Origin of the sequence: Xenorhabdus yunnanensis (assembly GCF_028598805.1) — a bacterium.
Classification (GTDB): domain Bacteria; phylum Pseudomonadota; class Gammaproteobacteria; order Enterobacterales; family Enterobacteriaceae; genus Xenorhabdus; species Xenorhabdus yunnanensis.
In genome coordinates this window covers 13,056-26,181 of sequence record NZ_JAQRFI010000041.1, presented here as the reverse complement: position 1 = coordinate 26,181, position 13,126 = coordinate 13,056, and the positions used below count along the sequence as shown (strand labels likewise).

Annotated in this window: 11 protein-coding genes and 3 tRNA genes; 8 read left to right on the top strand and 6 right to left on the bottom strand. The window is 42.8% G+C overall.

What is annotated here, in order from left to right; translation table 11 throughout:
- Positions 1–18 precede the first annotated feature (18 nt).
- A complete protein-coding gene (gene argA / locus PSI23_RS15470) occupies positions 19–1,344 on the bottom strand; it encodes an amino-acid N-acetyltransferase (RefSeq protein ID WP_273555924.1) in 1,326 nt (441 codons plus the stop codon).
- A 241-nt stretch (positions 1,345–1,585) separates the two neighbouring features.
- Between argA and amiC the strand changes: the two genes are divergently transcribed.
- The gene (amiC, locus tag PSI23_RS15465) at positions 1,586–2,833 is read left to right on the top strand and encodes an N-acetylmuramoyl-L-alanine amidase AmiC (RefSeq protein ID WP_273555923.1); all 1,248 of its coding nucleotides are present in this window, start codon (positions 1,586–1,588) and stop codon (positions 2,831–2,833) included.
- A 227-nt stretch (positions 2,834–3,060) separates the two neighbouring features.
- On the opposite strand, the gene PSI23_RS15460 is transcribed toward amiC, so the two are convergent.
- The 3 genes from PSI23_RS15460 to PSI23_RS15450 all read right to left on the bottom strand — a co-directional run bounded on the left by PSI23_RS15460 (position 3,061) and on the right by PSI23_RS15450 (position 3,491).
- A tRNA-Met gene (locus PSI23_RS15460) sits at positions 3,061–3,137 on the bottom strand.
- Between the two features lie 68 nt (positions 3,138–3,205).
- Positions 3,206–3,282, bottom strand: a tRNA-Met gene (locus PSI23_RS15455).
- Positions 3,283–3,414: 132 nt separating this feature from the next.
- Positions 3,415–3,491 (bottom strand) — tRNA-Met (locus tag PSI23_RS15450).
- A 229-nt stretch (positions 3,492–3,720) separates the two neighbouring features.
- Here PSI23_RS15450 and mltA point away from each other — a divergent pair.
- Positions 3,721–4,818: a murein transglycosylase A gene (gene mltA, locus PSI23_RS15445; protein ID WP_306309603.1), complete on the top strand. Its 1,098-nt coding sequence runs from the start codon at positions 3,721–3,723 to the stop codon at positions 4,816–4,818.
- Positions 4,819–4,902: 84 nt separating this feature from the next.
- The gene (tcdA, locus tag PSI23_RS15440) at positions 4,903–5,715 is read left to right on the top strand and encodes a tRNA cyclic N6-threonylcarbamoyladenosine(37) synthase TcdA (protein ID WP_273555922.1); all 813 of its coding nucleotides are present in this window, start codon (positions 4,903–4,905) and stop codon (positions 5,713–5,715) included.
- A gap of 23 nt (positions 5,716–5,738) precedes the next feature.
- Here tcdA and csdE read toward each other — a convergent pair whose 3' ends face one another.
- Positions 5,739–6,197 carry a cysteine desulfurase sulfur acceptor subunit CsdE gene (csdE, locus tag PSI23_RS15435; protein WP_273555921.1) on the bottom strand — a complete coding sequence of 153 codons (459 nt, stop codon included), beginning with the start codon at positions 6,195–6,197 and terminating at the stop codon, positions 5,739–5,741.
- A gap of 101 nt (positions 6,198–6,298) precedes the next feature.
- Positions 6,299–7,504 carry a cysteine desulfurase CsdA gene (gene csdA, locus PSI23_RS15430; RefSeq protein ID WP_273555920.1) on the bottom strand — a complete coding sequence of 402 codons (1,206 nt, stop codon included), beginning with the start codon at positions 7,502–7,504 and terminating at the stop codon, positions 6,299–6,301.
- 407 nt (positions 7,505–7,911) lie between these two features.
- On the opposite strand from csdA, the gene PSI23_RS15425 reads away from it, so the two are divergent.
- From PSI23_RS15425 to PSI23_RS15405, 5 genes are all read left to right on the top strand, one after another.
- Positions 7,912–8,835, top strand: a complete 924-nt coding sequence (locus PSI23_RS15425) for a transcriptional regulator GcvA (RefSeq protein WP_273555919.1) — start codon at positions 7,912–7,914, stop codon at positions 8,833–8,835.
- A 55-nt stretch (positions 8,836–8,890) separates the two neighbouring features.
- The gene (locus PSI23_RS15420) at positions 8,891–9,286 is read left to right on the top strand and encodes a DUF423 domain-containing protein (protein WP_273555918.1); all 396 of its coding nucleotides are present in this window, start codon (positions 8,891–8,893) and stop codon (positions 9,284–9,286) included.
- Positions 9,279–10,376 (top strand): 23S rRNA (cytidine(2498)-2'-O)-methyltransferase RlmM, encoded by a 1,098-nt coding sequence (rlmM, locus tag PSI23_RS15415; protein ID WP_273555917.1) that lies wholly within the window; start codon positions 9,279–9,281, stop codon positions 10,374–10,376. The genes PSI23_RS15420 and rlmM overlap by 8 nt, the downstream gene beginning before the upstream one ends.
- 685 nt (positions 10,377–11,061) lie before the next feature.
- Complete coding sequence (locus tag PSI23_RS15410) at positions 11,062–12,492, top strand: serralysin family metalloprotease (RefSeq protein WP_273555916.1); 1,431 nt, start codon at positions 11,062–11,064, stop codon at positions 12,490–12,492.
- Between the two features lie 233 nt (positions 12,493–12,725).
- Complete coding sequence (locus tag PSI23_RS15405) at positions 12,726–13,058, top strand: AprI/Inh family metalloprotease inhibitor (protein WP_273555915.1); 333 nt, start codon at positions 12,726–12,728, stop codon at positions 13,056–13,058.
- Positions 13,059–13,126: the final 68 nt, after the last annotated feature.

The following is a 13,126-nucleotide window of genomic DNA, read 5'->3' as shown; positions in this document are numbered from 1 at the left end:
AAGGCGATGTGGCTAGGCTTATAAATTCAGCATCAAGATCTTAGAACGGCGCTGGTAGTTATACAGCGCTTGTTTTTCCACGGGTAATATCTCTATTCCTGCGGGTTCAAAACCTTTCTCCTGGAACCAATGAATACTGCGAGTTGTGAGTATGAAAAGTTTTTCCAACCCTATCTGCTTAGCTTGACTGGAAATTGCATTCAGCAGTATTTCACCTCTGGAGGAGTTTCGGTAGTCTGGATGCACAGCAACGCAGGCCATTTCCCCGATTTTTTCATCAGGATACGAATACAGCGCAGCGCAGGCGATAGTGACATTATCAAGTTCTATCAGCGTGAAATTATCAATTTCCATTTCCAGTTGTTCACGTGAACGGCGTACCAGAATGCCTTGTTGCTCCAATGGGCGAATAAGCTCAAGAATGCCACCGATATCATTGATATTGGCGCGACGTATCTGTTCGGAGCGCTCCATAACTATTTGGGTGCCGATACCTTCGCGGGAGAATAATTCCTGAATCAACGAACCATTTTCTTGATAACTGATCAGATGACTGCGGCGAACACCACGGCGGCAGGCTTTGATTGCTCCCCTTAAGAAACGCGAGGTTCCTGAATAGTAATCACCCGTATTTTCCAATTTGCACAGATGAGCTTCTCCTTCATTGGGAAACATTTCTGACAAAGTATTACCTTCAGCGTCAAGTACACCCTGAGATGAGCAAAATCCAATTAATTTTTCTGCTTTTAATTTAATCGCTAATTGTGTTGCAATTTCTTCGGAAGTCAGGTTGAAACTTTCTCCTGTGATGGAGACCGCAACCGGCCCAATCAGCACGATAGTATCATTATCCAATTGCTGGTTGATTGCTTCCTCATCAATACGGCGGATCCTGCCACTGTGGCAATAATCGACCCCGTCATCCACTCCCAAAGGTTGGGCGATAATGAAGTTCCCGCTGACAACATTAATATTGGCACCCTGTAATGGTGTATTACTTAAGCTCATGGAAAGGCGCGCTGTAATATCCAATTGTAGTAGACCCGCTGCCTGTTTGACCAAATCCAGTATCTTTGCGTCAGTTACTCTGGTGTGCTTGTGGTAAACCGATTGGCAATTGTGTTCGACAATATTCTGTTCAATTTGTGGACGAGCTCCATAAACAACGATTAAACGAATACCAAGATTATGCAGCAACCCAATATCGTTGACGATATTGGAGAAATTTTCATGGGCGATAGCTTCACCTCCCAGCATAATGACAAAGGTTTTGCCACGATGTGCATTGATATACGGAACCGAGTGACGTAATGCTTCAATCAATTCAGTACTGCGTTCTTTCATGATCCCCTCTCTGATTGAATTTTTATTCGATTTTTTTGTATTCTTATTCTTTTTGGAGGGAAATGGCAAGAGGAAATATGGATAAAAATAACGCTATTATTTATATTGGTATATATAAATTAAGGGATTAAAAAATGCATTTTTTTTGATGACAGAAGTTCGCTAATTAATTAGAGTTCCCGCTTAACTATTATCTTTGGTAAAGATTACTGAGTTCGGTTGTTTTTAAATGGAATAAACGATGAGTCATTCAGACCATAATACTTCACGTCGTCGCCTGCTGAAAGGCGCAGCCGCGGTATGGCTATTAAGTATCAGCCCAATAGGTTACGCAGCTACTTCAAAAGTAATTGCTGTTCGTATTTGGCCTGCATCAAGCTATACCAGAGTGACGTTGGAGTCTAATATTCCACTTAAGTATCGCCAGTTTTCACTTTCAAATCCTAACCGTATTGTTATTGATTTACAGGGTATCCAGCTTAATAGTGTTTTGAGCAGTATGGGGACACAGATTCAGCAGCGTGATCCTTACTTAAAATTAGTGAGAACAGGGCAATTTAATCCTAAAACAGTGCGTTTGGTATTTGAAATAAAACAGCCTGTCGCTCCGCATATTTTTACATTACCACCAATTGCAAAGTTTAAGCACCGTTTGGTACTCGATCTATATCCCAAAAAGGCTGCTAGTATGGATGATGATCCTTTGCAGGCTCTGCTCGAAGAATACAACAGTGGGAATCTGGAACAGCGTTTACCTGCCGAGACCCGTAAACTCGGAAAGGCAGGTAAAGACAGGCCGATTGTGATTATGCTCGATCCCGGTCATGGTGGTGAAGATTCTGGAGCGATTGGGAAACATAAAACCCGCGAAAAAGATGTCGTGTTGCAAATTGCCCGTCGTTTACAGGCAATTATTAAGCGTGAGCCGGGTATGAAAGTTTATATGACCCGTAATGAAGATGTGTTTATTCCCTTGAAAGTGCGGGTGGCGAAAGCTCGTAAGATGCGGGCTGATCTCTTTGTTTCGATTCATGCGGATGCCTTTACAAATCGCTCTGCTCGGGGGTCATCCGTGTTTGCGCTTTCAACTAAGGGAGCCACCAGCAATACAGCTCGCTTCCTCGCTCAGACTCAGAACGAGGCTGACTTGATTGGCGGGGTCAGCAAAAGTGGTGATAAATATTTGGATCATACCATGCTGGATTTGGTTCAAACCGCGACGATTAATGATAGCTTGAAGTTTGGTGATGAAGTACTCAAACGGATGGGTAAAATTAATAAACTGCATAAAAATAGTGTCGATCAGGCAGGATTTGCGGTATTGAAAGCACCAGATATTCCTTCTATTTTGGTAGAAACTGCATTTATCAGTAATCTGGAAGAAGAACGCAAACTTAAGACTGCTAAATTCCAGCAAAAAGTGGCGGAATCTATTTTTGCAGGCATTAAGGCATATTTCAAAAATGGAGCAGAATTAGCGCGGCGATGAAATATCCGTTGTGAATTAATTTCTCGCCATAAAGGCTATTGTGAAGTTTGGCCTGATAGAATATTAAATAGAGACAGTGAGGGTTGATTGCTTATGATGTGATTACAGACATTTTTCTTAAACAGAATTTAAATAATATTTAAATGCTACTTTAAAAGTAAATCAGGTAAAAGTCAGGAAATAAGAACTGGAAAAAAAATCGAAGAGATAAGATAAAAAATTGATATTGGTTGCGGGGGCCGGATTTGAACCGACGACCTTCGGGTTATGAGCCCGACGAGCTACCAGGCTGCTCCACCCCGCGTCCGTCTATTTGCAAACCTTGATTATTAATCATGAATGCAAATATTGAGCAATGACATCGTATAAAGTTGGTTGCGGGGGCCGGATTTGAACCGACGACCTTCGGGTTATGAGCCCGACGAGCTACCAAGCTGCTCCACCCCGCGTCCGTTATCTGCAAATCTTGATTATTAATCATGAATGCAAATACTAAATGATGACATTCTTTACTGCTAAATTTTCTCTACTACTAAATCGTTTTAATATTATGATATATCAACGATAACATCTTATCGAACTGGTTGCGGGGGCCGGATTTGAACCGACGACCTTCGGGTTATGAGCCCGACGAGCTACCAAGCTGCTCCACCCCGCGTTCGATGTCGGCACACTATACTCTGGAATATAGCAGTTGCAAGTTTTTTTATTAATATTTGCTAAATTATTTTGATTTTGGGTTGAAAAGCAATCTTATTGTCTTATTTTTACTCGATTGGCTATTATCAAAACAGCAAGCTATTTTTTTATAACTACATTTCATTATTTATTAGTGTTTGATATTGTTCGTGGTCGGAGTAAGTGATGGCTAGAGATAAGGCATTAATATGAGAATATGGGGCAAATATCTTTTATTTGGATTTGTCATTTCGTTATTATCGGGATGCCATTTTCGACCGACTGATCGGGCACAGCAGTATAAGGATGGGCGAATTATCCATAACCTCCAGTTGGTTAATACTCCTAATGCCGAAGGCTCTCCGGTTAATGCCAGGGATTTTGTCACTCAAGTTAAATATATCAGTGAGGCTTCTCCCCGCCTTTATAACAATAATCGTGAAATATTTGAGGCGATCAAGAATTGGATGCTGTCGGGTGGTGATACCCGTGATTTAAATGAGTTTGGCTTGCTGGCTTATCAGATGGAAGGTGAAGATAAATACGGCAACGTAAAATTCACGGGTTATTACACTCCCGTGTTGCACGCACGACATACCAAACAAGGTGAGTTTAAATATCCGCTGTACCGTATGCCAACTCACTCACATTCCCGTTTGCCAAGCCGTGCTGCGATATATCGCGGAGCCCTGAATAAGAAATTTATTATCGGGTACAGTGATTCTCTGGTAGATAATTTCATGATGGAAGTACAAGGAAGTGGCTATGTCAATTTTGGGGATGGGCGTCCATTTACCTTTTTTGGCTATGGGGGAAAAAATGGTCATGCCTATCTCAGTATTGGCAGTATTCTGATTAGTCGTAGAGAAGTGCCGAAAGAGAAAATGTCCATGAAAGCTATCCGTCAGTGGGCAGAACAGCACAGCGAACCCGAAGTGAGAGAATTGCTGGAACATAATTCTTCATTTGTTTTCTTTAAACCTGAACCCCATACCCAAGTTAGGGGAGCCAGTGCCGTGCCTCTTGTTGCAAAAGCATCGGTAGCATCTGACAAGTCATTGATCCCTCCCGGAACAACGTTACTGGCGGAAGTGCCTGTATTGGATGAGATGGGCAAATTTACCGGCCAGTATCAGATGCGTCTGATGGTCGCGCTGGATGTTGGTGGTGCCATAAAAGGAAACCATTTCGATATTTATCATGGTATTGGGGAGAAATCGGGTGAAATGGCCGGTTTTTATAATCACTATGGCCGTGTTTGGGTATTGAAGAAAGCATCATCTGGTTTTTTGGCTGAGAACCAGTAAGATCCCTCCAATTCTCACGATCAATTTCAAATAATCAATAACCTATCTCAATAGAGGTAGGTTTTATGCAGGATTTATTTAGCAATGCAAGTTTCTCTCTCTGATGCTTATCTTCAGCGTTTTGCTGGTACGGCTCGACTATATGGTCAGAAAGCGCTTTCATTATTTGCCCGTTCACATATTTGTGTTATAGGCATTGGCGGTGTTGGTTCATGGGCGGCAGAAGCTCTGGCGCGTACAGGTATCGGTGCTATCACGCTAATTGATATGGATGATGTTTGTGTCACCAATACCAATCGTCAGTTACACACCTTGGTACAAAACGTAGGCTTGCCAAAAACAGAAGTCATCGCTGAGCGGATACGAGCGATCAACCCTGAATGCAAAGTTACTTGCATTGATGATTTTGTCACACCTGATAATGTGGCCGAATTGATGTCCACAGGATTCAATTATGTCATTGATGCGATTGACAGCATACGACCAAAAGCCGCGTTATTGGCCTATTGTCGTCGCTATAAAATTCCGGTTGTAACGACTGGCGGAGCGGGTGGGCAACTCGATCCAACCCAGATTCAAGTAGTGGATTTAGCAAAAACGGTACAAGATCCATTAGCGGCAAAATTGAAAGAGCGCTTGAAGTCGGATTATCGTGTGATGAAAAACGGCAAAGGCAAGTTGGGGATTGACTGCGTTTTTTCAACGGAACAGCTGGTTTATCCCCAATCTGACGGCACAGTTTGCGCAGCGAAGAGTACCGCGGATGGCTCTAAGCGGATGGATTGCGCTTCTGGTTTTGGTGCCGCAACCATGGTCACGGCGACCTTTGGTTTTGTTGCTGTATCCCACGCATTGAAAAAAATGGTGGCAAAAGCTGGGCGGGAAAATACGCTTTAAACAGGTCTCATCTTTAAATAGAGCTAATGAATGTAGGTATTAGCTATTCCTTGAATCGTGTTTATCAGGGATTTCACGCCATTAAGCCTTGAACCACTTAATTGTTGTTCAAGGCCAATTTGTTGAAATAACTCAGTTAAAGGTGTTTGTAAAACCTGCTCTGGTGTTTTGCCTTCCACGGCGGTCAGCAAAATAGCCAATAATCCTTTGACAATACGGCCTTCGCTATCGCCATAAAAGTGCAGGCGGCCGTCTGAAAGTCGTTGATGCCCCAGCCAGACCCGATTTTCGCAGCCGGATCTTTCGATATTCTGTTGTTTTAGCTCATCCGCCAAAGCCGGCAGCTTTCTGGCCAGACCGATTAGCTGCCGATAACGATCTTCCCACAATTTGCATTGCTGAATGTTTTCAATAAGTTGTTGCTCTGTGATTTCCGTTCCGAATGGATGCGGAGCAAGAATGCTGTCTGAGAGTTGTGTCATTGGTTATTTATCTTGCAGTGAATTTGTCGCTGGTTTGCTCTGAATGAGGTTTCAGAATCAATGAAGTTTCAGGATAATAGCAGTTATGCTTTTAAACAACATCACTCATCCAACAGCGACAGCGCAAACTTTACGGCGCTGATCAGCCTATCCGCATCTTGCTGGTTATTATAAGGCATAAATGAAGCGCGCAGGCAGCCGCTGATCCCAAGGGCATCCAGCAATGGCTGAGCGCAGTGTTGCCCTGAACGCAGGGAGATATTTTGTTCTGCAATCAGCGTTGCCAAGTCACTGTGGTGTATTCCGGCGATATTGAAAGCCAGCAAACTGGAGCCTGCCGCACGGTAACCGATGAAACCCGCCAGCGTGCTGAGTTGCTGTTCAGCGTAGTTTGTCAGAGCAATTGCATGAGATTCGGCGAGCTGGATATCAATGGTTTTCAGCCATTCCAGGGTTGCTGAAAAGCCGATCACACCCGCAACATTGGGCGTTCCTGCCTCAAAGCGATAAGGTACTGCTTCCGGTGTAAAACCGTCAAATGAGATTTGAGTCAGCATCTTGCCGCCGCCATGCCATGGTGACATCGCATTCAGTAATTCAGTTTTGCCATACAGCACACCCAATCCATTTGGACCATACAGTTTATGGGCCGAAAAGGTATAAAAATCGATATCCAGTTGATGAACATTGATAGGCGCGTGAACGATGCCCTGAGCGCCATCGACCAGAACTCGGCAATCATATTGGTGGGCGAGTTTGGTGACCTGCGCCAAATTTACTGCTGCACCCGTAACGTTCGATATTTGGCTGATGGCAATTAATCGGCTGTTTTCATTCAATAATTCTGCGAGGGTATCGATTTCTGGTTGACGCTGATTACCAATCGGCCATTTGACAATTTTAGCGCCTGTCTGTTCTGCCAGAATCAACCACGGCAGCAGGTTAGAGTGGTGTTCCTGTTCGCTGACTATGATTTCATCACCTACGTTCAAACGGGAACGGAAGTAACTTTGTGCGACCAGATTGATGGCCTCGGTTGTGCCTTTCGTCCAGATAATATCTTCAGACAATGGCGCATTGATCAATTCCGCTACCATTGAACGGGCTTGTTCATAACGAGCGGTCATGGCCTGTGCAGTGGCATGTTGGCTGCGATGTACTGTTGCACTATGGTTTTGGTAATAGTGTTCAGTTGCTTCAATCATACAAGTCGGTTTTAATGCCGTGGCTGCACTGTCCAAAAATGTGGTTGATTGTTGCAGGGCAGGAAAGTACTGTCGGAATTTTTCTGAGTCAAAGGCTTTCATAAACGGTGCTAATTTAATCGTTGTGTGATAAAGAATAAGTTTTTCTTTAAACAAGAGAAGAGGAATTCTACAGGAGAAAGTCGAGAAAAAAAGCACCGCAATTGCGGTGCATTAAAAAAATCACTATGGACAGACAGGGTAAATGTACAGGAAGTGAAAAAAAACAGTAGCTTACGCTACAAAGTCTGGTTTCCCAGACAACTTGCAAACACAACATCACAACCACAAAGCCAAAAGCGTCAATGTATTACTACAAAGAGACTTTTCGTTCCGGCTTAGGAAGTGCGCACACTATAGGGATTTGCTGGTATATCATCAATGGACAAATTATAATGATTCGGATTACAAAAACTAATATCTGAATGGAAAGAGTTACCGGTATCGTCACTATCATATAAGAAACGAACATGTCTAAACGTTTACCTCCACTCAATGCGTTACGCGTTTTTGATGCTGCGGCCCGTCATTTAAGTTTTACTAAAGCGGCAGAAGAATTATTTGTGACTCAGGCCGCCGTTAGTCATCAAATGAAAAGTCTGGAAGATTTTCTGGGATTAAAGCTTTTTCGTCGTCGTAATCGTTCACTATTGTTGACGGAAGATGGACAAAGTTATTATCTCGATATCAAGGAAATTTTTACCGCTATCAATGATGCCACCCGCAAACTTCAGGCCCGCAGTGCTAAGGGAGCATTAACGGTCAGTTTATCCCCCAGTTTTGCTATTCAGTGGTTAGTGCCTCGGCTTTCTGGTTTTAATCAGAGTTTTCCGGGGATCGATGTCCGAATTCAGGCTATAGATCGGGAAGAAGATAAATTGGCTGATGATGTCGATGTTGCGATTTTTTATGGCAGGGGAAACTGGCCGGGAATGAGAACCGACCGCCTTTATCCGGAATATCTGTTGCCTGTTTGTTCTCCTTCGTTGCTGACGGGAGATCGTCCATTGAAAACGCCTTCAGATCTCACCAAACATACTTTGTTGCACGATTCATCCCGGCGGGATTGGCAAGCCTATATCCGCCAGCTTGATATGCAGCAGCAGATCAATGTTCAGCAGGGGCCAATATTCAGTCATAGTTCGATGGTGATTCAGGCGGCAGTGCATGGCCAAGGGGTTGCGCTGGCTAACAATGTCATGGCACAGAATGAAATTGATGCAGGGCGTCTTGTCTGTCCGTTCAATGATGTTTTGGTCAGTAAGAATGCATTTTATTTGGTTTGTCACGATAATCAGGCAGAATTGGGCAAGATCGCAGCTTTCCGGAAATGGATACTGACTCAAGCAGCGACTGAGCAAGAAAGGTTAGGATTTATCACCCAACACACTTAATCTGACACAATTAATAACCAGCTAATAGCTGCTAAACAGAAACAGGAGCTGTGTGATGAGCAGTCGAATCATGCTTATTTTTGTTGGGATCAGTGGTTTTTTCTACGTGGCATTGGGGGCGATGGGGGCACATATGTTGGCACCTATCCTGACACCACGTCAGATGGAATGGATTCATACCGGCCTGCAATATCAAGGGCTGCATACACTCGCCATGATGGCTCTGGCAGCTTTATTGATGCGTCAGCCTGTAGCATCATTTGGCTGGAGTGGGATTTTTTTCGCGGCGGGAATTGTGCTGTTTAGTGGCAGTCTTTATTGTCTGACCTTTTTCCCGTTAAAATTTCTGGTCTATTTGACACCAATCGGTGGGTTCAGTTTTCTCATTGGTTGGTTATGTGTATTAATTGGCGCTCTGCGTCTAAGGAAATTGGCGCCTAGCCATGAATAAAGTTGCTTTATATTGCCGTCCGGGTTTTGAAAAAGAGTGTGCGGCAGAAATTACTGATAAAGCGGGTAAAAAAGAAATTTACGGTTTCGCCCGCGTGAAAGAGAACAGTGGCTATGTGCTGTTTGAATGTTATCAACCGGATGATGCGGATCGCCTGATCCGGGAAATTCCGTTCAGTGAGATGATTTTTGCTCGTCAAATGTTGGTTGTTGGTGAGCTGTTGAAAGATTTACCGCAGGAAGATCGCATTACACCGATTATTGGCATGTTGTTCGGTGTCATTGAGAGGGCGGGTGAGTTGCGTGTAGAAGTGCCGGATACTAATGAAAGCAAAGAGTTGATGAAATTCTGTCGTAAGTTTACGGTTCCGCTGCGTAATGCGATGCGTCAGGAGAAACTTTTGCTGGCAAAGGAAAATTTCAGTCGCCCTGTGATTCATGTCTTTTTCATTGCTTCAGGTTGCTGCTATGTCGGGTATTCCTACAGCAACAATAATTCCCGTTTCTATATGGGGATCCCTCGCCTGAAATTCCCTTCAGATGCGCCAAGCCGTTCAACACTGAAACTGGAAGAAGCTTTCCATGTATTTATTCCTTATGACGAATGGGAAGAGCGTTTGGATAGCGGCCTTCACGCAGTGGATCTCGGTGCTTGTCCGGGAGGATGGACTTACCAGTTTGTGAAACACAGCATGATTGTTCATGCGGTAGATAATGGCCCGATGGCTGAGAGCCTGATGGATACGGGGCAGGTGAAGCATTATCGTGTGGATGGTTTTAAATTTGAACCGCCAGTGAAAAATGTTTACTGGCTAGTGTGTGACATGGTTGAGAAACCCGCTAAAGTTGCACAACTTATGACGGATTGGCTAGTAAAAAGCTGGTGTCGTGAGGCGATCTTCAATCTTAAATTGCCGATGAAAAAGCGCTATGAGGAAGTGGCTCATATTTTGCAGAAAATAGAGTTGCAATTGAAAGAGAACGGCGTGAATGCGCAGATTCAGGCGAAACACCTGTATCACGATCGTGAAGAGATCACAGTACATATTCGTCGTATCTGGTCTGTGTATGCAGCCCAGCGGGATTTTTGATATATCCATCATTTTTCAAGTTGCTGATTTGATGGTTCACATATAACTATGTGACCGGGATGGGTGAGCGCAGCCAACAAAGAGGCAACTTGAAAGACGAAAGGTATAACTGCTTAATTATTAACATGCTGCCTTATTGGCAGCTTTTATTTACCCTCTGTTAACCATTTAACCCAGTTTCCTTATCCTGATTACATAGCTGGCTATTGATTATAGCGTTGGCTATGTTTCTGGGAGTTTATTCCTTTTCTGTTGCGTTTACCCGATTGTCATTTTCCATTTCACTATTTCCATTTCACTACAATTTAACGCCTAAAGATGTGGAATAAATTTCAAGTTGAATGAAAAATCATCTATTTTTTTAAAAATCAGTCAGGGAGATAATTCTCTCTTAGAATCAATTTTTAGTAGATAGAAACAACATTATTTATTATTAAATAATGTTGTTTCTTTATTATCAAAAAAATTACATTGAGAAATTAATAATTAATTACATAAATTAAATTTGTTTAATATGTATTCTAAAAAGTTATAGGAATTATTTTTACATAGACAATAACTAACGCTATTTTATTCTGGAGTTTTATTTCCATGAGGGCCTTAGGAAGAATTTAAAACTCTTACTTCCGTTATTATTAAAATTTCGGGTTTTAGGATACTTGTCTTGTTTTTACAGGAGATTTACATGACCTCAAAGAAAAAATATACCTATGTGGGGTTATCTGATTCCAATTCCGTTCACGATGTTCATTCACTTCTCACCGCCTACGTTCCAAACTCTGATCCTGGTGTTCGTGTTGCGCATAAGGTATTAGCGGATGAAGCGCCTGATAGGCTTGTGCGTGGCGATTATCAGTGGTCCAAGAAATACATTAATTCTGGCACATTGGAATTATCGTATCATTTTCTGGAATCAGAACCTTCTATAATGCCGTGGTTTAAGATTTCTGACTTTAGTGATTTTAATGAAGAACAACAAGAAGCCGCGAAACTTTCTTTACAATCCTGGTCTGATGTTGCCAATATTAAATTTACCGAGGTGAGTAGCGCTAAGAAAGCGAATATAACTTTTGGTTTCTTTGATTATAGTGAAGTAGGAGATTATGCATTTGCTACTCTGCCACAGGGACAGAAAACTGCTTATACTTGGTATAATGCGAAAAGCCATACTTTTGTAGACAATGACATTGATGTGAATGGTTATGCCCGTCAGACTTTCACTCATGAAATTGGGCATGCATTAGGGCTGGAACATCCTGCCGATTATGATGCTTCTGATAAAATACGTCCAAACTATACCAAGTCAGCGAAATATTTCGAAGATTCTCGTGCTTATACCGTCATGAGTTACTTCGGTGAAAAATTCACTGGTCAAGATTTCAAATATCAATATTCATCGGCCCCTTTGCTGAATGATATTTCTGCCATTCAGGAATTGTATGGCGCAAATATGGAAACCCGCAAGGGAGATACCGTATATGGTTTCAATTCCAATACTGATCGCGACTTTATGACCGCAACTGATGCTAACAGCAAACTCGTATTCAGTGTATGGGATGCTGGCGGTGAAGATACCTTTGATTTCTCTGGTTTTACCCAAAATCAGCGTATTAATCTGAATGAAGGTGCTTTTTCTGATGTTGGCGGCCTGAAAGGTAACGTTTCCATCGCTCGTGGCGTAGTTATTGAAAACGCGATTGGCGGCAGCGGTGACGATATTCTGGTAGGTAACAGCGCAGATAACATCCTGAAAGGTGGTTCAGGTGATGATGTCATTTATGGCGGTCTGGGCGGTGATCATCTGTGGGGTGGCGAAGGCAACGATACCTTTGTTTATCTGGATGGCAAAGAGTCACTGAAAGACAACCCAGACTGGATTCATGATTTCATCTCTGGTGAAGACAAGATCGATCTGTCTGATTTCAATTTCGGCGGTACTGGCGATATCAAATTTGTAGACTCGTTCTCAGGTAAGTCTGGCGAAGTACTGATCACTTATGATAAAGCGAATGATGTCACTGATCTGGAAATCAGCCTTGGTGGTGATCTGTCTGGCAATGATTTTCTGGTGAAAGTTATCGGTCAACCGTTGACTGAGGCAGATTTCATCGTCTAATTGATGTCATCACAATAATGGAATACTGCCGTATGCCTCAGGATACGGCAGTATTATGAAGTGATGGAAAGGAGGTAGCCGTGTTATATCGATATCGCAGTTTAGTACCTGTTTTCTTTGACTCCTTTCTTTGTAGTCGCCCGTTTTTTATATCGAAACTGTTTTTATTAAAACCGCTTTTATCAAAATCGATCTTATTGATAATTTTTTCTCTCTTTTTTGTAGGAGGATGTATGGCGAGTAGTTTGAGGCTTCCATCTGCTGGTGAGTTGAAAGGATTATGGCAACTCTCCGATGGGAATAAGTTGTGCAGCATTGAATTGACTGATACCCATTTATCCGAAGGTTCCATTTGGGCTTTGAAAGGTGATACTTGTGTAACTGAGTTGATTGGGCCGTCTGTTGAAGGGTGGTATCCGTCCCCTGATGGCATCACATTGACCGATGGTGATGGCAATAGTCTGGCCTTTTTTAGTCATGAGTCGGAACAGTGGATTGCCTATTTTGTTGATGGCCGGCAACTGGTCATGGCATTTAGTGGCACAGCGAATGCGGCAACAAAATAAAAATCATGCATGGTTATATACCCGATAAATTTCAGCAAAGTTGTGGATCGAAAGCTGTGGATTGAAAA